The organism is Providencia zhijiangensis (assembly GCF_030315915.2).
Classification (GTDB): domain Bacteria; phylum Pseudomonadota; class Gammaproteobacteria; order Enterobacterales; family Enterobacteriaceae; genus Providencia; species Providencia zhijiangensis.
In genome coordinates, this window is the sequence record NZ_CP135990.1 from 587,855 (window position 1) to 606,957 (window position 19,103).

General features: G+C 43.3%; 18 protein-coding genes and 2 tRNA genes. 16 read left to right on the top strand and 4 right to left on the bottom strand.

Going from position 1 to position 19,103, the window contains the following annotated elements; genetic code table 11:
• The first annotated feature begins 20 nt into the window (after positions 1-20).
• Complete coding sequence (locus tag QS795_RS02565; RefSeq protein WP_286272389.1) at positions 21-1,514, top strand: aldehyde dehydrogenase family protein; 1,494 nt, start codon at positions 21-23, stop codon at positions 1,512-1,514.
• A gap of 63 nt (positions 1,515-1,577) precedes the next feature.
• Here the strand turns inward: QS795_RS02565 and QS795_RS02570 are convergent, their stop codons facing one another.
• The gene (locus QS795_RS02570; protein WP_286272448.1) at positions 1,578-2,246 is read right to left on the bottom strand and encodes a helix-turn-helix transcriptional regulator; all 669 of its coding nucleotides are present in this window, start codon (positions 2,244-2,246) and stop codon (positions 1,578-1,580) included.
• A gap of 398 nt (positions 2,247-2,644) precedes the next feature.
• Between QS795_RS02570 and QS795_RS02575 the strand changes: the two genes are divergently transcribed.
• The 5 genes from QS795_RS02575 to QS795_RS02595 all read left to right on the top strand — a co-directional run bounded on the left by QS795_RS02575 (position 2,645) and on the right by QS795_RS02595 (position 7,434).
• On the top strand, positions 2,645-4,138 hold the full coding sequence (locus tag QS795_RS02575) for an APC family permease (RefSeq protein ID WP_154602812.1): 1,494 nt from the start codon (positions 2,645-2,647) through the stop codon (positions 4,136-4,138).
• Positions 4,113-4,718, top strand: a complete 606-nt coding sequence (locus QS795_RS02580) for a DUF3156 family protein (protein ID WP_286272393.1) — start codon at positions 4,113-4,115, stop codon at positions 4,716-4,718. The genes QS795_RS02575 and QS795_RS02580 overlap by 26 nt, the downstream gene beginning before the upstream one ends.
• 150 nt (positions 4,719-4,868) lie before the next feature.
• Complete coding sequence (phoA, locus tag QS795_RS02585) at positions 4,869-6,308, top strand: alkaline phosphatase (RefSeq protein WP_286272394.1); 1,440 nt, start codon at positions 4,869-4,871, stop codon at positions 6,306-6,308.
• Positions 6,309-6,496: 188 nt separating this feature from the next.
• Positions 6,497-7,027, top strand: coding sequence for a GNAT family N-acetyltransferase (locus tag QS795_RS02590; RefSeq protein ID WP_318626821.1), 531 nt, complete (start codon positions 6,497-6,499; stop codon positions 7,025-7,027).
• 152 nt (positions 7,028-7,179) lie between these two features.
• The gene (locus tag QS795_RS02595; protein WP_036950193.1) at positions 7,180-7,434 is read left to right on the top strand and encodes a DUF1435 family protein; all 255 of its coding nucleotides are present in this window, start codon (positions 7,180-7,182) and stop codon (positions 7,432-7,434) included.
• A gap of 106 nt (positions 7,435-7,540) precedes the next feature.
• Here the strand turns inward: QS795_RS02595 and QS795_RS02600 are convergent.
• The 3 genes from QS795_RS02600 to rsmC all read right to left on the bottom strand — a co-directional run bounded on the left by QS795_RS02600 (position 7,541) and on the right by rsmC (position 9,109).
• Positions 7,541-7,626, bottom strand: a tRNA-Leu gene (locus tag QS795_RS02600).
• Between the two features lie 209 nt (positions 7,627-7,835).
• Positions 7,836-7,921: transfer RNA gene (locus QS795_RS02605), tRNA-Leu, on the bottom strand.
• A 174-nt stretch (positions 7,922-8,095) separates the two neighbouring features.
• A complete protein-coding gene (rsmC, locus tag QS795_RS02610) occupies positions 8,096-9,109 on the bottom strand; it encodes a 16S rRNA (guanine(1207)-N(2))-methyltransferase RsmC (protein ID WP_154602809.1) in 1,014 nt (337 codons plus the stop codon).
• Between the two features lie 134 nt (positions 9,110-9,243).
• Between rsmC and QS795_RS02615 the strand changes: the two genes are divergently transcribed.
• The 10 genes from QS795_RS02615 (at position 9,244) to deoC (ending at position 19,033) form a co-directional block, all read left to right on the top strand.
• Positions 9,244-9,654, top strand: coding sequence for a DNA polymerase III subunit psi (locus QS795_RS02615; protein ID WP_154602808.1), 411 nt, complete (start codon positions 9,244-9,246; stop codon positions 9,652-9,654).
• Positions 9,623-10,093, top strand: coding sequence for a ribosomal protein S18-alanine N-acetyltransferase (gene rimI / locus QS795_RS02620; protein WP_154627273.1), 471 nt, complete (start codon positions 9,623-9,625; stop codon positions 10,091-10,093). The genes QS795_RS02615 and rimI overlap by 32 nt, the downstream gene beginning before the upstream one ends.
• Positions 10,094-10,209: 116 nt before the next feature.
• On the top strand, positions 10,210-11,280 hold the full coding sequence (locus QS795_RS02625) for a tartrate dehydrogenase (protein WP_272522921.1): 1,071 nt from the start codon (positions 10,210-10,212) through the stop codon (positions 11,278-11,280).
• Between the two features lie 185 nt (positions 11,281-11,465).
• Positions 11,466-13,055, top strand: coding sequence for a peptide chain release factor 3 (gene prfC, locus QS795_RS02630; RefSeq protein WP_036950211.1), 1,590 nt, complete (start codon positions 11,466-11,468; stop codon positions 13,053-13,055).
• Positions 13,056-13,382: 327 nt separating this feature from the next.
• Positions 13,383-13,526 (top strand): Hok/Gef family protein, encoded by a 144-nt coding sequence (locus QS795_RS02635; protein ID WP_108479205.1) that lies wholly within the window; start codon positions 13,383-13,385, stop codon positions 13,524-13,526.
• A 267-nt stretch (positions 13,527-13,793) separates the two neighbouring features.
• The gene (locus QS795_RS02640) at positions 13,794-14,207 is read left to right on the top strand and encodes a BON domain-containing protein (protein ID WP_286272408.1); all 414 of its coding nucleotides are present in this window, start codon (positions 13,794-13,796) and stop codon (positions 14,205-14,207) included.
• Between the two features lie 142 nt (positions 14,208-14,349).
• Positions 14,350-15,426, top strand: a complete 1,077-nt coding sequence (locus QS795_RS02645; RefSeq protein ID WP_318626823.1) for a patatin-like phospholipase family protein — start codon at positions 14,350-14,352, stop codon at positions 15,424-15,426.
• Positions 15,419-16,204 carry a TatD family hydrolase gene (locus QS795_RS02650; RefSeq protein WP_154628360.1) on the top strand — a complete coding sequence of 262 codons (786 nt, stop codon included), beginning with the start codon at positions 15,419-15,421 and terminating at the stop codon, positions 16,202-16,204. Before QS795_RS02645 ends, QS795_RS02650 begins: the two co-directional genes overlap by 8 nt.
• Positions 16,205-16,499: 295 nt before the next feature.
• A complete protein-coding gene (locus QS795_RS02655) occupies positions 16,500-17,795 on the top strand; it encodes a NupC/NupG family nucleoside CNT transporter (protein WP_154602796.1) in 1,296 nt (431 codons plus the stop codon).
• A gap of 458 nt (positions 17,796-18,253) precedes the next feature.
• Positions 18,254-19,033, top strand: coding sequence for a deoxyribose-phosphate aldolase (gene deoC, locus QS795_RS02660; protein WP_154602795.1), 780 nt, complete (start codon positions 18,254-18,256; stop codon positions 19,031-19,033).
• The last annotated feature ends 70 nt before the right edge of the window (positions 19,034-19,103 follow it).

Genomic DNA, 19,103 nt, shown 5'->3' on the forward strand with positions numbered 1-19,103 from the left:
TTAACGAGGTGGAGATAACGATGAGTGAGTTAACCCTGTTACCAGAAGTGAGAGAATTCTTGAACCGTCAACACGGCCATTTTATTAATGGATTGCCTGTTTCTGGCAAGGGAGATGCTTATTTTGAAGTCGTGGATCCAGCCACCGAGCAAGTGATTGCGAAAGTGAAAGAAGGGACTCGCGAAGAAGTTGATACAGCGATGAATGCGGCATATGCCGCATTTAAAGGCTCATGGGCAAATACCACACCGATGGAACGAGGCAACTGTTTGAATCGTTTAGCGGATTTGCTCGAAAAGCACTTAGAAGAATTAGCGCAATTAGAAACCTTAAGTTCTGGGAAAACCATTCAGTTATCACGTTTTCTGGAAGTGGGATCAGCGGCGCAGTTTTTACGTTATTTTGCGGGCTGGGCAACCAAAATTAGCGGTGAAACCCTGAATGTTTCTTTGCCATCATTTAATGGCGAAAAATACTCAGCATTCACCCAGCGTGAGCCTGTCGGGGTGGTTGCGGGGATTATTCCATGGAACTTCTCCATTATGATTTCCATTTGGAAATTAGCAGCCGCATTGACATGTGGCTGCACGATTGTACTGAAGCCAAGTGAGTTTACTCCTCTGACCATGTTACGCGTGGCTGAACTCGCTAAAGAAGCGGGTATTCCCGATGGCGTGATTAACATCGTTAATGGTGGCGGTCGCGAAGTGGGGCCTGCTTTAATCAGCCATGAACTTTGTTCGAAAGTGACCTTTACAGGCTCTGTTCCGACTGGATTGGCGGTAGGGCGCTCAGCGATGGAAGGCAAACTGACTCGCGTCACATTAGAATTGGGCGGTAAAAATGGTGCAGCATTCTTAGCGGATTTATCCGTGGATAAGATTGTGAGCGGCATCATTGAAGCGGGTTATTTAAACCAAGGGCAAATTTGTGCAGCCGCGGAGCGTTTCTATATTCCATCTAAATTGATGGATGCGGTTCTGGACGAACTAAAAGCGCGTTTATCGGCAATAAAGATTGGTTCTCCATTAGATGAAACCACAGAAATGGGGCCATTAGCCAATAAAGCCCATTACGATAAGATCTTAAGCCTATTTGAAAAAGCACGCCAAGATGGTAGCGAAATTGTCTATGGCGGGCAGCCAATTGCTGGAGCGGGTTACTTTGTGCCGCCTACGATTATTCGCGCAAATGGCCCAGATGATGTGTTAATGAAAGAAGAGACATTTGGTCCTATCGGTACCTTCTTAGCTTATGATGATGAAGAAGAGCTGATTACGATGATGAATAGTACGCCATTTGGTTTGGCTGCGAGCGTGTGGACAAATGATCTTAGCAAAGCAATGCGTATGGTTTCACAAATTGAAGCAGGAACCGTTTGGGTGAATATGCACACCTTCCTCGACCCAGCAGTACCTTTCGGTGGTATTAAATCTTCAGGAATTGGTCGTGAATTTGGTAGTGCATTTATTGAACATTACACAGAGTTAAAGTCCGTCATGGTGCGTTATTAGAGCGTTAGTGGTTTTGTTTTTTCTGTAAAGCAACAGTTTTCCCGGCCAATGTGCCGGGATTTTTTATAGAATTTTATCTTGGCGGATAATAAATCCAGATGAAACTAATTCAGTCCGGTTGCTTACATTGGCTTTGGTAAAAATATTACGAAGGTGGGTTTTCACGGTGGAAAGCGAAACGCCCAATAGCAACGCAATACGTTTATTACTGGCGCCTTCTCGCACTAAGTGAATAATTTCCTGCTCTTTCGGGGTATAGGAAACCAGAGAATCAGGTCGCACATCAAATGTCATAAGCTCCGCAATCGGTAAGATTGCATTGAGCCTAATCACCTCTTCTGGCGTAAATGGTGTATCGCGTAGCACGGAAATTCCCGCCACAATCTTATTTTTACGGCGAATAAAAATCTCTGCCATATCTGCGATATGGTTTGGCTGCATAAAATCATGGAAGAAGGTTTGATCGTGCTGACGCATTTCCACCGGCATCTTCACTAAACGGAGATCCTCACCGCGAAAATGGTCGGGATGTAGAGGGTCGTGCTGGGAAAATGCTGAGAGATACTCTTCATGCATACGTGTGGAAATCCCATACAGTACATGGTTTTCTGGCTGCCAGTGTTCATTCACCAGATAATAAACCGCCGCAGAAATTGGAATGATATGGGCAATTGTATTTAGGCAGCAGTCGATTAAGCCCTGTTGACTCTCACTAAATAGCGGTTGAACCATCATCATACCCCATCAAAATATACAGTTTACTATCATGCAATTTAATTCAATTAACATAAAGTAAACATGTTAATAACGTGAGCTTGATTACACTATTCAAAACTTGTTTTTTATCGCTTAGAGTGAGTTTGCTGCCTTTGGGTATCTTTCGTAGTGCATTTGTTAATATATTAATGAGGCAATTTTCAACTAACCATTGATATTTCAATGATTATTATATTATTTGAGTTTTAAAAGGGTACTTTTCGTCTTGGACTCTGCGCGCGCCCCTCTCTCTGGGTATCGTTCTAAAGGACGATGGCGACATGTTTGTGCTTATTTCTATAGTGAGAATACAGTCACTTCGTTTTTACAAAAAAATTCACAATTCGGGCTGTGAGCAGAGAGAGGGAAGCAAAATGAATTTATCCTCAAAATTAACATCACATATTGAAAAAGGTAAGGTCGGCTTTCCAACAACGCTCGCCAGTTCGGTTGGCGTGATTATGGCAAGCCCTGTGATCCTCACTGTAACCAGTGGTTTTGGGATCGGCGGTGATACTTTTGCCTTAGCTGTTTTACTGAGCTTTATCATGATGCAGGCTCAATTAACCACATTTTCTGAAGCGGCGGCAATTTTACCAACCTCCGGTTCTGTTTACGACTATATCTCCTGCGGTATGGGCCGTTTTTGGGCGATTACAGGGGCGCTGTCTGCGTATCTGATTGTTCACGTTTTTGCTGGCACCGCAGAGACCATTCTGTCCGGTATTATGGCGTTAGTGAACTTTGAAAGCCTGAATACAGTGCTGGAAACTAACAACTCTTCTTGGATGGTGGGTGTTGGTTTAGTCGTGGCATTCGGCTTACTGAATGCATTTGGTATCGAAGCTTTTGGTAAAGTGGAAGTTGTGCTGACATTTGCTATGTGGAGCACGCTAGTGATTTTCAGTATTTGCGGTCTGCTGATGCCATTTCACGTTTCCGCAGAAGGCTGGTTTGGTCAAGGGCTGAATATTTCTGACCCGACCATTGTTCTTAGCTTTGTGGGAATGGCGATGTTTATGTTTGTCGGCTGTGAGTTAGTGACACCGATGGCGCCTGAAATTAAAAACTCAGCCAAAGTGATCCCGCGTGCGATGGCGATTGGTTTATGTGGCGTAGCATTCTGTATGTTCTTGTTTGGTGCAGCACTGACTAACCAAGTCGAAAACGTGATTGTCGATCCGCAAAATGGTGTGAGTCTATTAGAAACGCCAATGGCTATTCCTGCGTTTGCTGGACAAATTATGGGTGACTTCGGTAAATACTGGATTGGGATTGCATTGTTGCTGGCGGGTGGGGCGACCATCAACACCTTAATGGCAGCGGTTCCGCGTATTCTTTACGGTATGGCGTTAGATGGTGCATTACCAAAGGTATTCGCTTATTTACACCCTCGCTTTAAAACGCCAGTGTTCGGTATTTTAGTGGCGGTGATGATCCCATGTTTACACGCATTTGCTATCCAAGGGGATTTAGACAGAATTATCCCGTTGGTGCTGGCGGCTGTGTGTTCGTGGGGAACAGCGTACTTATTGGTGACGATTTCTGTGGTGCTATTGCGTATTCGTCGACCTGATTTACATCGTGCTTATCGCTCACCATTCTTCCCTATCCCACAAATTATTTCGAGTGTGGGGATCATCCTTGCGATTGTTTACATCACGCCGCCGGGCATGAATAAAGCGGATGTGTATATCCCATTTGCCATTATGTTGGGATTAACCGCGAGTTATGCATTAGGTTGGACCGTGTTAGTGCAGAAAGTGAATCCATTTAAACCTGTTCCGGTTGAACAAGTATTATCCAACTCATTTGAAGATGACAATGCAGAGGAGGTGGAACTTGAGCCTTTACGTAACCTTGCCTAAGTCACCATGGTGGAAAAAGTTAACCCAAAAGCGCCTCCCGACAGGGTATCAAGCGGGGTTAACGTTAAATCGGATAGAGAAAGATATCGCCCCTTATGTTTGTGAATGGGGGGCACCTGGAATGCTCCTCATCCAATTGCCTCAAGGCATTAAAGTGGAAGTGACTGAGCGTGTAAAAACCTTGTTTATGGCGTTTATTGTGCATAGCCGTTTTGCAGTTTCAGGTAAATGTGACAGTGCGCTGGTGGCACAGATTGATGTGAAAACCGCAGGATCTGCGCGGAAAAAATACGTTCAGTTCACGACACAACAAACGGATGGGAAACGTTTGGTCGAAAGTTTGGAGCAGTACCCTGTGATCCGCCAAACTTTCGAAGAGCTAGACTTCACTCATTGTCATATTGCTGTCAAAAATGGGGTTTGGCGGTGTGACATTGAGCCTTATACCACATCGGAAATGGTTAGTCGGATCCCTGCTGCTCGGCGTTATTTACGTTTGACTGAGCAGCAGCGTCACCGTTTATTGAGTGCACTGCAGCTGATTTCACAGCTCATGAGCCAACCTATTTCTCATCCATAACGCCCAAATCGGGCGTTTCGCATTTATGACAATCATCTTTATATCGACATAAAACCGTCATTCAACTGTCATCTAGCTGCTCTAGCATGCTGGTCAACTATTCGAAGCATACTTATTTACTCTTCTTATTGATTGGCAAGGATAAAACTTATGACAGGTCATTTTATGAAATCTATGTTAGCCGTCGCCGTAAGTACGTTAATTCTAGGAACTGCAATCCCAACTTATGCCGCGGATAAAAATGATGCAGTTTCAGAAAGTCGCGCTGCAAAAGGGGATATCACTAAATTTGGTGGTGCTCGCCGTTTATCGACTGAACAGACGGATATCATGAAAGCAGCACTGCATAATGGTCAAGCAAAGAACGTCATTTTATTTATCGGCGATGGTATGGGTGATTCTGAAATTACCGTCGCACGTAACTATGCAGAAGGCGCTGGCGGTTTCTTTAAAGGAATCGATGCACTGCCAATCACTGGGCAATACACCCATTACGCATTAGACAAGAAAACACAAAAACCAGACTATGTAACTGATTCTGCGGCATCTGCAACTGCATGGTCTTCCGGTGTGAAAACCTATAACAGCGCTTTAGGGATTGATGTGTTTGGTAACGACCATGACACATTGATTGAAATTGCAAAACGTAATGGCAAAGCAACGGGCAACGTGACGACATCGGAAATCCAAGATGCAACGCCAGCGGCTCAATTTGCTCACGTGACGGGGCGTAAATGTTACGGTCCAGAAGAAACCAGTGAAAAATGTGCAACTAATGCATTAGAAAATGGCGGTCGTGGTTCTATCTCTGAACAGTTAATGATCACCCGCGCCGATGTCACATTAGGTGGTGGTGCAAAAAGCTTTAAGCAGGAAGCTAAAGCGGGTGATTACAAAGGGAAAACCTTGGAAAAACAAGCGGAAGAGCGTGGATTCACTATCGTTCGTGATGCTAAGTCACTCGATGCAATCAAAGAAGCTAACCAAGATAAGCCAGTGTTAGGCCTGTTCCATGATGGCAATATGACCGTGGCGTGGGAAGGTCCAAAAGCCACTTATCACGGCAACTTAAATAATGCAGCTTTAGAGTGTAAACCGAATTCTAAGTTAGACCCGAATGCACCGACATTAGCGCAAATGACGGAAAAAGCGATTGATTTACTGAAAGTAAATCCGAATGGCTTCTTCTTACAGGTTGAAAGCGCATCTATCGATAAACAGGATCATAAAGCGAACCCATGTGGCCAAATCGGCGAGACTGTCTCGCTGGATCAAGCAGTGCAAGTGGGCTTAGATTTCGCTAAGAAGCACGGTGATACGCTGGTTATCGTGACGGCTGACCATTCGCATTCTAGCCAAATTATTCCAGACGGAACTAAGTCATCAGGCTTAACTCAAGCGCTGATCACAAAAGACGGTACTGTGATGACCGTGAACTACGGTAACTCTGAAGAAGAAGATTCACAGGAGCATACAGGTGCTCAGCTACGTGTTGCAGCTTATGGTCCACATGCCGCGAACGTGATGGGTCTGACCGACCAAACCGATTTGTTCTTTACCATGCGCGATGCGATGGGATTGAAGCAATAAACCAACCCCTGTAGTTAAAAGTTCTCTGTGGCAGGATGCTACAGAGAACTTTTTTGTTTATAAAGTCCAATAAATCCTCATTAAGTTTCCTTCTTCATGCCCTGATTTCTTTTTTATTGTGTAGTCTGTATGCTCTTTATGTATCCGATTTATATAATATTTATATCCGAACAAAGAGAACAATAATAATGAGAGAAGTACGTGAACTCACGCGGGATGAAATCCCAAATGTGTGGTCGATTGATAGAACTGAATTGATTGAACACCTTTATCTTCACCAACAAGGAAAATTAGTTCTTTCCGCTCAGCGTTTTGATATGAAAGGTTGGCCGGAAGGTGAAACCGATGCATACACCCCACATTTACTGAAAAGTTATGATAATGGTGCCGTTTTCTTTGGTATTTTTGATGACGAAAAACTGATTGCGGCGGCGAGTTTAGATAACGTATGGCGAGGGGAAAATCAGGATCTGTTACAACTTTCTTTCCTTCATGTTAGTCACCAATATCGTGGTGAAGGGCTGGGTAGCCAGCTTTTCAAACTTTGTCAGCAGAGGGCGTTGGAGAAAGGCGCTGGTGGGTTGTATATTTCTGCAACTCCTTCCGAAAATACGGTGCATTTTTATCAATATATGGGCTGTGAACTGCTCGAAAAGCCAGATCCTGAACTGCTTGCGCTAGAGCCTGAAGATATTCACTTTGTTTGTACTTTTGAGTGATGTTTTTACCGTGGGGGAAATATTTTCCTCACAAAAATTTGATTGATTTTTATAGAAACGCAGATATGATTGATAATCATTATCATCTTTAACGAAATTATAGGCTAATTATGAGTTAGCTTAAGACTCGTTAGCTATAAATGGGAGGCGTTATGGGAACTAGCGTATCAAAAGCAACAGGGTTGCGGCGTATTGGTGCTGGTTTGTGGGGCGTCTTCGCGGTGGTGTTACTGAGTATTATGTATTTGCTAAGCAATATGGGGTTTGATCCACTGAAAGTGGCGATGATCACCTTGATGATTGCGACGGCAGGCATGCTGTTTAATCGAGGTTCTCGCCGCTTATTAATTATTCCAGCAGTGATGTCTTTAGGCTGTTTTTTGCTGATTTTTATTATGCGAAGCTAAGATTATCTAAGCGATATCTCGGTTAGGAATATTGTGTGAATGGCTATTGAGAATTGAATATCTGAAGATTGAATTTTTCAAGATTAAGGCTACGAATCATTAACAGTGGTGCGAAAGGGGGGACTTGAACCCCCACGTCCATAGGACACTAACACCTGAAGCTAGCGCGTCTACCAATTCCGCCACCCTCGCAAATACTGTCAAAATTCTTTCTATTGATACTTGTCTATATCATGCTCAACGCATAGATAATTGAAATTATGATATGAGCTTTCTTACTCAAAAGAATTTCAATTAAATAAAGGCGACAAACGCCACTATTCCGTTGAGCATAGATAACTATGTGATACGGATAGCGAAGAGCAGTCAACGCATAGATAATTGAAATTATGAAGAGTAAGTGGTGCGAAAGGGGGGACTTGAACCCCCACGTCCATAGGACACTAACACCTGAAGCTAGCGCGTCTACCAATTCCGCCACCCTCGCAATACTAACTCTTTTGCATAATTGCTTATGCATCAATAGTACGGTGCGGATTTTAGGCTAATTTGCGCAGACGTCAATAAATTTTTATCAACGCTATCTTGTTTGATGAAAAAACGGCCAACTTATAAAGTTGACCGTTAGAAACAAAATCGACAATGGGATAATTCCGTCGTTTTAGCGCTTAATGGCTTCGTAAACTTTGAATTTACCTGTCTTAGCCAGAACCACATGGCCGCCAAACGCTTTATCCAGCAGATCAGGATATGGTAAAAATGCGTTCGCCACGATCCGTAAGCGTCCGCCTTTTTTCAGGTGCTTAGGTGCTTGGAAAATCAGTGTTTCTACTGCGTTATAACTGGTGTTGATCCCATCATGGAACGGTGGATTTGAAATGATCCAATCAAATTTATCATCAACATCGGAATAGACGTCGCTTGGGATCACTTTTCCGGTAAGGTTGTTGGCTGCTAATGTTGCTGTAGCGGAATCAATCGCGGATGCGCTGACATCACTCAGAGTTAAGGTGACATCCGGATTTTGTGAGCCGATAACCGCAGCGAGTACGCCGTTACCACAAGCCAGATCAAGCACATTACCACTCATTGGCTCAGTTAATGTGGATAGCAGTAAATCACTGCCGATATCTAACTCGTTATGGCTGAATACACCTGGAAGCGCATGAATTTTCACGCTATCAACCTGATAGTTACGCCACCAGCGTTTAATATCAAATTCGGTTGGTTGCTCGAGTTCACCATAATAGAGCCCACAACGGCGTGCCGAGTCAATTTTTTGCAGTGTTGCAATCCCATCCATAATCGCTTCGGCACTTTTTACGCCACTGCGATTTTCGCCGACGATAAAAATTTGGCTGCCAGCAGCAAGATGGGTACATAAGTCATCAAGTTGGAACGCGGCTTCTTGTTTGTTCTTAGACCAAAAGTAAATTAAGGTGTCGCAAGGTTTAACGAATTCCGCGGTTGCTGTTGAAGCAAACAGAACATTTTCACCCAATGCCGGCTGTAAGTTTTTCCAGCGATGGTACTGGTTAGTGAGCACGCGCACGCTGGCGGCTTCTAAAATTGCGCCCAGTTCATCCTGAATATCGCCTGCCAAAAGAACATGACGATCGGTAAAGTGCTCTAAATGGCGTTGAATAACTTCGCTGGCGGGTGTCAGTAATGACATATTCTGTCTATCTCCTAAAATGAATATAACCACGCGGACTACCTTACCAGAAAAAAGATAAATAGCATTGCTCTGTTGGCGCTATTAATCCCCTTTGATAAGATGTGGTTGTTAACTAACGACTGGGTAAAGCAATGACACGACGTGACAGACTTTTAGAACAAATGGGGATCACTCAATGGATGGTGAGAAATCCGACTGTGTTACGTGGTGAACGTGGTGTACGCATTCCTGAGTCGACTAAGCTTATTATTATCACTGATGAGAACCTTGATTTAAACAGCCAGCTGCTAAAAGATATTTTTCTCACAATGAAGATCGATGAGATTGACGTTGTATGCATTAATTCTGATCAGCTCAAACTCATTCCAACACCAATAACAATACCTTGTTGGGTGATAGGGGATGGCATTCATCCCGAGGGTTCAAAAGTCACATTTATTTCTCCTGTTTTGTCTGAACTGATAGCAAGCAGCAATGCTAAACAGGCACTATGGAAACAAATTTATCAATATGATGAAAATTTCAACACTCAAGCAATCTGATCTCGCCACAGCCTTCTTAATTGAAAAGTTAAGCCATGATTTTCCGTGGACTGAGCGAGTTTTTTATGGAAACCAAGGTGAAAAGTACCATAATCTAAAAATATCAGTTAATAATCAAATTGTTGGGTATGCAATAACTCAGTATGTATTAGATGAAGCTACGCTGTTTAACATTGCCATTCATCCTGATTTTCAAGGGCGTGGTTATGGGCGTATGTTATTAGAAAGATTAATTAACGACCTTGTTAATCGAGGGATTTCAACGCTATGGCTGGAAGTGCGAGAATCGAATACCTCAGCCATTCATCTGTATGACAAACTCGGTTTTCAACAGGCTACTGTGCGTAAAGATTATTATCCAACGAAAACAGGCCGAGAAGATGCGTTAGTACTGGCATTAACCTTGTTCAGTGAAGATATGTTTAGTCAAAAAGCGTAATAAGCGTTCGGTAAAAATAGATAAAAAACAAACCACGAGGTAGCAATTTATTGTGATTCGTGGTTTTTTTGTATTGGAGCATATAAACCGAAAATAAAATAATAAGGGCGTTGAAAATGGCACAATTCAATATAGCAGTCATTCCGGGTGATGGAATCGGAACGGAAGTGATCCCTGAAGGATTACGTGTTTTAGAGGCAGCAGCACAAAAGCACGGTGTAAAGCTTAACTTTACACACTTTGACTGGTCGTGTGAAACCTATCACCGTACAGGGCGCATGATGCCGGAAGATGGTTTAGAACAACTGAAAAAATTTGATGCTATTTTCTTAGGTGCAGTTGGGTTTCCTGGAGTTCCAGACCATATTTCCTTATGGGGTTTGTTACTACCAATTCGCCGTGCATTTAATCAATATGTGAATCTGCGTCCGGTTCGTTTATTTGAAGGGATTAAATGCCCGCTGGCGGATAAAAAACCGGGTGATATTGATTTTTATGTAGTGCGTGAAAACGTAGAGGGCGAATATTCTGCAATTGGCGGAATTCAGTATGAAGGGACGGAAGACGAAATGGTGTCCCAGCAAAGTATTTTTACCCGTAAAGGGACTGACCGAATTTTAAAATATGCTTTCGAACTTGCCCGCTCTCGCGATAAAAAACATTTAAGTTCAGCCACGAAATCCAATGGATTATTTCACTCAATGCCGTATTGGGATAGCCGTGTGGCTGAAATGGCAAAACAGTATCCAGATGTGAAAGTTGACCAATTCCACATTGATATTTTTGCGGCTAACTTAGTGAGAATGCCGGAATTTTATGATGTGATTGTGGGATCAAACTTATTTGGGGATATTTTGTCAGATCTTGGGCCCGCATGTACGGGGACGATTGCAATTGCACCGTCCGCGAATATCAACCCTGAAAAACAGTTCCCATCGATGTTTGAACCTGTGCATGGTTCCGCACCAGATATTGCTGGGAAAAATATTGCCAACCCAATTGGGACTATCTGGGCGGCAGCGATGATGATGCAGCATCTCGGTTGCCAAGAAATGCACGATACGATTATGTCAGCGGTTGAAACGGCGATTCGAGAACGTCGTCACTTGACTCGCGATATGGGCGGAAACGCCAGCACACAAGAATTGGGGCTGGAAATTGCTCAATTAGTGGCTGCGTCGGTGTAAGTTTATTGGGCTCCATCCTGTGGGTGGAGCGCCTAACATTTCAGGCTCTGATTGTTTATAACCCCAAGATCTGCGAAAATAACCGCCAATTACGATTAACAATACGGATTTGCTGCGCTTAGAGCCACCTCGAGCCTCTTCCTGATGCCCATACAAATCTGGATATAGACGAAAAGAACGGTTAAATGACAGATCAGAATTTTCTCCATGAAGTTAGCACCCGTAGAACGTTTGCTATCATTTCTCACCCCGATGCCGGTAAAACCACGATCACTGAAAAAGTATTACTTTTCGGACACGCAATTCAACGTGCGGGAACGGTAAAAGGTCGCGGTTCTAACCAGCATGCCAAATCAGACTGGATGGAAATGGAAAAGCAGCGTGGTATCTCAATCACCACCTCTGTGATGCAATTTCCCTATAATGATTGCTTAGTGAACCTGTTAGATACCCCAGGACACGAAGACTTCTCGGAAGATACTTATCGTACATTAACCGCCGTTGACTGCTGCTTAATGGTTATCGACTCCGGTAAAGGGGTTGAAGATCGTACCCGTAAGCTGATGGAAGTTACTCGCCTGCGCGATACGCCAATTCTGACCTTTATGAACAAATTGGACCGTGATATTCGCGACCCAATGGAGCTGTTAGATGAAGTGGAAAATGAGCTGAAAATTGCTTGTTGCCCAATCACATGGCCAATTGGCTGCGGTAAGTTATTCAAAGGTGTTTACCACTTACTGCGTGACGAAACCATTTTGTATCAAACAGGTCAAGGTCATACAATTCAAGAAGTCCGCATCGTTAAAGGGTTAAATAACCCTGAATTAGACGCGGCTGTTGGTGATGAATTAGCTTCTCAGCTTCGCGAAGAGCTGGAGTTAGTTCAAGGGGCTTCCCATGAATTTGACCACGATGCATTTTTAGCGGGTGAGCTGACCCCTGTATTCTTTGGTACCGCCTTAGGTAACTTCGGTGTGGATCATATGCTTGATGGTCTCGTTGAGTGGGCGCCTGCACCGCAAGCACGCAAAACCGATGTGCGTGAAGTGGAAGCCACAGAAGAGAAATTTACCGGTTTTGTCTTCAAAATTCAGGCGAATATGGACCCTAAACACCGTGACCGTGTTGCCTTTATGCGTATCGTCTCGGGTACCTATGAAAAAGGGATGAAACTGCGTCAAGTTCGTATTAAGAAAGACGTGGTGATTTCTGATGCACTGACCTTTATGGCGGGTGACCGTTCTCAAGTTGAGAATGCTTATGCAGGGGACATCATCGGCTTACACAACCACGGGACTATCCAGATTGGGGATACTTTCACCCAAGGTGAAGAGCTGAAATTTACCGGGATCCCGAACTTTGCGCCTGAATTATTCCGTCGTATTCGTCTGCGTGATCCTCTGAAGCAAAAGCAGCTACTGAAAGGCTTGGTACAGTTATCTGAAGAGGGGGCTGTGCAGGTCTTCCGTCCATTAATCAATAATGACTTGATTGTGGGTGCGGTAGGGGTGCTTCAGTTCGATGTGGTGGTTTCTCGCTTGAAGAGCGAATATAACGTTGAAGCGATTTATGAAGCGGTTAACGTTTCTACCGCTCGCTGGGTTGAATGCGATGATGTGAAGAAATTCGAAGAGTTTAAGCGCAAAAATGAGCAGAACTTAGCCTTAGATGGCGGTGACAATTTATCTTACATTGCGCCGACAATGGTTAATTTGAATTTAACCAGCGAACGTTATCCTGAAGTGAGATTCCGCAAAACGCGTGAACACTAATTATTATCCCTAATTAGTATATATATATCGAAATGGTCAACTGAGTTGGCCATTTTTGTTATTTATCCTATTAATTATCAATATTTTCAATGTAATAACTAATTGAATCGATATTTTTTCGCGATGAGCATGCTGCTATGATGGCGGTGGGTGCTTGGATCATTTTGGTTCAAGCAAATTATTGGTTTAAATAAACAATTGGTTTAAGTGAACAATAAGTTGTGAGACCAAAAAGACGAAAGCCCCGAGTTCCATTAACAGTAACTCGAGGCAGTCTCCAACCCAACAATTGGATTCTGTCTCCTTTTTGTACAGGAGTCAAGAGGAATGACCAAGTTTGCTCTGATCGGGCTAATGACCGTGTGCGCCACGGTGTTGTGTCTTTCACTGCTGCTGCGAGACCGACTCTGTTCGGTTAACGTGGTGAGTGGAAACACAATGGTTCAAGCTACTCTGTTATGCGTTGAGTAGTCTGGTGGGGGAGCGATCCCCCACATTTCTCTCTGATTGTGGGTTAGATGATACAGGCACCCTTTTTCTGTTTTTCTCATTGAGAGATATTAGACAGTTATTTCTTAATTTCTTATTTAAATCATCCAATTAAGATTATTTATCTCAAAAGTGAAAATTACCTTGAGTCATACTCTTGAAGATGAGTTATTTGACTTTATTTTTATCTACTTTTTACTTAGGCTATGACATTGTTAGTTTATTAATCATACCAAGAGGAAGGTTCCAATGAAAAAGATCGCCGTTTTACGTTCTTTAGGTGTCATTGGGTTGAGCTGGGCACTTTTTGCTTGTAGTTCATCATCTGATAGCGCCTTGAAAAAACAAGCTTCAGAAACTTGGGACAGCGCAGCTAAAACTGTTGAAATAGCAGGCAAAGATACAGGTAATGCCATCTCAAGTGGTGTGAAAAGTACCGATACCTATATCGATGATTCTTCCATTACTGCGGATATTAAAAGCAAACTCTTAGGTACCAGTGGGCTCCCAAGTAATAGCGTGTCAGTAAAAACCGTTCAAGGTGTGGTTTACCTCTCTGGTTTTCTCAAATCTAGCGAGCAGATAAATCAAGTTGTGCAGATTGCATCGACCGCGAAAGGGGTAAAATCAGTACAGAATGGTTTAGTTCTGACGAACAAATAATTTCTTTTAAATGAGCTTTCAGCCGAAAGCTCATTTTGCTATTTGCTCTTCCTGAGAAAAACAGTTTAATGAGAATCATTTGTTTTAATCTGATTTATTGTGAGATTGTTTAGAAACACGTCAATATAGAGAAAGGGTTACTATGGGAAAGCATGTTCCAGTCACTTTAGGCACGATTGAGCCACTCGCGTTTTCTGATGAAATTAACGGAAGAAAAACTGCCCTTATCTGCGAAGGTGGCGGTCAGCGTGGTATTTTTACGGCCGGTGTATTGGATGAATTTCTGATAGAAAACTTTAACCCTTTTGATTTGATGATAGGGACGTCTGCGGGCGCCCAAAATTTATCTGCTTATATTTGTGGTCAAGCCGGATATGCCCGCCGAGTGATTACTCGCTATACCACGAATCTTAATTTTTTTAACCCGCTAAGATTTATTCGTGGAGGAAACTTAATTGACCTTGATTGGTTGATTGACACGACGGCGAAAGAGTTTCCACTTAATATGGATGCAGGGCTTGAATTGTTAGATTCTGGCCGTGAATTCTATATGGGAGCCAGTCGTAGCGATGATTTTTCCGCTGCATTTTTGCATCCAGATGCGGATTCTTGGTTGGATATCATTCGTGCTTCCAGCGCCATTCCAGGATTCTATCGAACTGGCGTAGAATATAGCGGTGTGCGATACCACGATGGAGGGATAAGCGCCGCGATTCCTGTTGAGGAAGCTTATCGGCGCGGAGCGGATACAATTGTTGTGATCCGCACTGTACCTTCTCAAATGTACTTTACGCCTGAATGGGTAAAACGCATGACCCGCTGGCTTGAAGGTGATAATTCGGCGCTGCAACGCATGGCAGCCATGCTAAAAGTTCACTTGAAGAGTTATCGAAAAACGCAGGAATTCATCGAAAATCCACCCGATGGCGTGCAGATTTTTGAAATATACCCACCGACACCACTGAAAAGCAGTGCTTTAGGCAGTAAAATTAGTGCCTTAAATCAAGATTACCATGTCGGACGACGCTGTGGGCGTTACTTTATTGCGGCATTAGCTCAACAGTTTGCGAGTAATGATGCTGATTTCAGTCGATTTTCTAAGAACACCAATTCATTAGAATTGATGCATAGGGAAGATTTGCGAGAGTCTTTATTAGCAGGAAAGACGGCCGAGGCAGCAAGTGCTAGCGCCCTGCAAGGCAATCCTGCTCATGAGTGATAATATTCAATTTATCGATACTCACTGTCATTTTGATTTTCCCCCGTTCAGTGAGGCACTTACAGAAAGCCTAGAAACCGCGAAGCAAGGTGGAATTACGGATATTATTATTCCTGCGGTGAGTCAGGATAACTTTCAGCGCATCTGGAATTTAGCCCATGAGTATTCTCAACTCCACGCAGCAATGGGATTTCACCCTCTATATTTAAGCCAGTTTCAAGAATCACATTTTGAAAAATTGACGGATTTTCTGATGCGAAAAAGCCAGAAATGCGTGGCGGTAGGGGAGATTGGGCTTGATCTCTATATGGAAGATCCTCAATTTGAAAGGCAACAAATATTGCTTCAGCGCCAGTTGAAGTTAGCTAAGCAGTTTGACTTACCCGTTATTTTGCATTCACGAAAAACTCATGACCAATTGGTTGCGATGTTACGTCGCTACGAAGTCCCTGCACGTGGTGTAGTGCATGGTTTTGCTGGCAGCCTTTCTCAAGCCGAAAGTTTTGTGAAACTGGGGTATTACATTGGCGTCGGAGGGACAATTACTTATGAGCGCGCGAATAAAACTCGCCAAGTGATGGCTCAACTCCCGCTAAGTTGTCTTGTGTTTGAAACAGATGCACCGGATATGCCTGTATCCGGTTTTCAAGGTGAACCTAATCGACCAGAGCGTATTCAGTGGGTATTTCAGTCTTTGTGTGAGCTGCGCCACGAATCTCCGGATGAAATAGCACAACAACTTTACAACAATAGCCGGACGTTATTTAATCTAATTTAGATTATAATTAGCCGATTAATAATTATTTCTTAAGTATTTTATGTATTTATCCGAGTAAATCCATTCAGCTTTTTATCTCTTCGACTATCGCATTAGTGCCTTTCCAGACGAAACCGATCCTCTATTGTGATTTTCGTCACAATATTTGAATTTATGTTACTTATTGCACTTTGGATTTGTGATGAATGTTGGGGGTTATTAATGATGACTGGTTATAATCATCGAACTAAGATTCGTGGAATCTTGCGAGTTTCTTTATACATTAACCTAGAATTAAGTGAACAGGGATACTTCCATGCAACTCATTTTGAGTATTGTTGGGATGGCGGTGCTTATTGCGATAGCCGTTCTCTTCTCCAGCAATCGTCGCGCAATTAGACTTCGTACAGTCGGCGGTGCTTTTTTAATCCAAGTCGCTATCGGCGCATTCGTTCTTTACTCCCCTGCGGGACGTAGCGTTTTACAAGGCATGTCTGACGGCGTTTCTAAAGTTATCGGTTACGGTCAAGACGGGATGAGCTTCATCTTCGGTGGTCTAGTTTCCGATAAAATGTTTGAATTATTTGGCGGCGGCGGTTTTATCTTTGCTTTCCGTGTATTACCTATCATCGTCTTCTTCTCATCTCTGATTGCCGTCCTGTATTACCTCGGCATCATGCAACTGGTCATCAAAATTCTAGGTGGTGGTCTGCAAAAAGTACTGGGAACTTCAAGAACCGAATCACTGTCTGCAACCGCAAACATTTTCGTTGGTCAAACGGAAGCGCCTCTGGTTGTTCGCCCTTATATTTCTACCATGACTAACTCTGAACTGTTTGCCATCATGTGTGGTGGTTTAGCGTCTGTAGCGGGTTCAGTATTAGCGGGTTATGCGCAAATGGGTGTTCCAATGGAATATCTGATTGCGGCATCCTTCATGGCGGCGCCGGGTGGATTACTATTTGCTAAGCTAATGGTTCCTGAAACTGAAGTTGCTAAAGATAATGTGGATGCTAAAGATTTAGTGGCAGAAGAAGATCGCCCAGCTAACATTATCGATGCAGCCGCATCTGGCGCAGCATCCGGTATGCAACTGGCTCTGAACGTAGGTGCAATGTTACTGGCATTCATCGCATTAATTGCGTTAATTAACGGTATTTTAAGTGGTGTGGGTGGCTGGTTTGACTATCCGCAATTATCCCTTGAATTATTACTAGGTTGGGTATTTGCCCCAATCGCATACCTGATTGGTGTGCCGTGGAGCGAAGCAACAATTGCCGGTTCTTTCATTGGGCAAAAAGTGGTTGTGAACGAATTCGTTGCTTTCATGAACTTCGGTGAATATATGAAAGCAGATGCGGATGTGATTGCGGCGGGCAAACAAGTTCTGTCTGATCATACTAAAGCGATTATTTCCTTCGCACTGTGTGGTTTCGCGAACTTATCTTCTGTGGCAATTTTGCTGGGTGGCTTAGGTGGAATGGCACCAAATCGCCGTAGTGATGTAGCTCGTTTAGGTATGAAAGCCGTTATGGCAGGTACACTCTCTAACTTAATGAGTGCAACGATTGCTGGCTTCTTCTTAACATTAGCCGCAATGACCGCAATGTAATCCCCCTGTTTGCAGCGGAAAGGCGATTTGTCTTTCCGCTGTCATTTTCTTCTGCGATATTCTTTTTCTGGTTTTTATCGTAACTTTTACTTTTTCAACTATTCTTAACGTAATCAATTTAAGACGAGAAGGTTGCAGCCTGTATAATGGCTGATAAAGAGTGAGCAATTGCTTGTGGAATTGTGATATCGTTCACGAATATATATTTAATAATGTAACGTTCAGTCGATAAATGTGATTTGTAGCGCATAAAATACCCCAGTTACGTGGTCAAATAGGTAACAGTAAGTTGCCACGGAACTGATAGTTCATAGAGTCAACTGGCTCTAGGGCATCGTGCGGTGAGATGGATCTCAGCTGCTGAGTTTGGAAAACCTAACTAGCATCTTTATGGAACAAGCCCGCTCGCCAACAAAGAACGTATCGTTCTGAAAGAATTAACATCGTTGGAGAGTTATATGACTGATTTAAAAGCAGCAGCGCAACGCGCACTGACCCTGATGGATTTAACCACGTTAAATGACGACGACACTGACGCAAAAGTGATCGCCTTATGTCATCAGGCAAAAAGCCCAGCAGGTCATACCGCTGCTATCTGTATTTATCCTCGTTTTATTCCTATTGCACGTAAAACCTTACGTGACCAAGGAACGCCAGATATCCGCATTGCGACCGTCACCAACTTCCCACATGGTAATGATGATATTGAGATTGCTTTAGCTGAAACTAAAGCTGCCATTGCTTATGGTGCGGATGAAGTTGACGTTGTATTCCCATACCGTGCACTGATGGCGGGTAATGAAAAAATCGGTTTCGATTTAGTGAAAGCATGTAAAGATGCTTGCGCGGCTGCAAATGTATTACTGAAAGTGATCATTGAAACTGGCGAACTAAAAGATGCCGCATTAATCCGTAAAGCGTCTGAAATCTCAATCAATGCAGGTGCTGATTTTATTAAGACATCCACGGGTAAAGTGCCAGTGAATGCCACTTTAGAAAGCGCAGAAATCATGATGCAAGTCATCCATGATATGGGCGTTGCGAAAAGTGTTGGTTTCAAACCTGCTGGCGGCGTTCGTACCGCTGAAGAAGCAGCACAATATTTAGCCTTAGCAAGCAAAATCTTAGGCGATAACTGGGCTGATGCTCGCCATTTCCGTTTTGGTGCATCTAGCTTATTAGCGAATTTATTAAATACGCTGGGATTTGACGTTAAAAAATCCTCCAGCAGCTATTAATAATCGCAATTATTAGTGACATCAGACTGTTGCCCAATCTGACTTGGGCAACAGCCGTGACTATTTAGCC

Coding starts and splice junctions, on each gene's coding strand:
- QS795_RS02640 (WP_286272408.1), top strand. CDS start 13,794: ATGAAAAAGATCGCCGTTTTACGTTCTTTAGGTGTCATTGGGTTGAGC.
- QS795_RS02595 (WP_036950193.1), top strand. CDS start 7,180: ATGGGAACTAGCGTATCAAAAGCAACAGGGTTGCGGCGTATTGGTGCT.
- prfC (WP_036950211.1), top strand. CDS start 11,466: ATGACAGATCAGAATTTTCTCCATGAAGTTAGCACCCGTAGAACGTTT.
- QS795_RS02645 (WP_318626823.1), top strand. CDS start 14,350: ATGGGAAAGCATGTTCCAGTCACTTTAGGCACGATTGAGCCACTCGCG.
- rimI (WP_154627273.1), top strand. CDS start 9,623: ATGATGAAAATTTCAACACTCAAGCAATCTGATCTCGCCACAGCCTTC.
- QS795_RS02570 (WP_286272448.1), bottom strand. CDS start 2,246: ATGGTTCAACCGCTATTTAGTGAGAGTCAACAGGGCTTAATCGACTGC.
- QS795_RS02615 (WP_154602808.1), top strand. CDS start 9,244: ATGACACGACGTGACAGACTTTTAGAACAAATGGGGATCACTCAATGG.
- QS795_RS02575 (WP_154602812.1), top strand. CDS start 2,645: ATGAATTTATCCTCAAAATTAACATCACATATTGAAAAAGGTAAGGTC.
- QS795_RS02655 (WP_154602796.1), top strand. CDS start 16,500: ATGCAACTCATTTTGAGTATTGTTGGGATGGCGGTGCTTATTGCGATA.
- deoC (WP_154602795.1), top strand. CDS start 18,254: ATGACTGATTTAAAAGCAGCAGCGCAACGCGCACTGACCCTGATGGAT.
- rsmC (WP_154602809.1), bottom strand. CDS start 9,109: ATGTCATTACTGACACCCGCCAGCGAAGTTATTCAACGCCATTTAGAG.
- QS795_RS02635 (WP_108479205.1), top strand. CDS start 13,383: ATGACCAAGTTTGCTCTGATCGGGCTAATGACCGTGTGCGCCACGGTG.
- phoA (WP_286272394.1), top strand. CDS start 4,869: ATGACAGGTCATTTTATGAAATCTATGTTAGCCGTCGCCGTAAGTACG.
- QS795_RS02625 (WP_272522921.1), top strand. CDS start 10,210: ATGGCACAATTCAATATAGCAGTCATTCCGGGTGATGGAATCGGAACG.
- QS795_RS02565 (WP_286272389.1), top strand. CDS start 21: ATGAGTGAGTTAACCCTGTTACCAGAAGTGAGAGAATTCTTGAACCGT.
- QS795_RS02590 (WP_318626821.1), top strand. CDS start 6,497: ATGAGAGAAGTACGTGAACTCACGCGGGATGAAATCCCAAATGTGTGG.
- QS795_RS02650 (WP_154628360.1), top strand. CDS start 15,419: ATGAGTGATAATATTCAATTTATCGATACTCACTGTCATTTTGATTTT.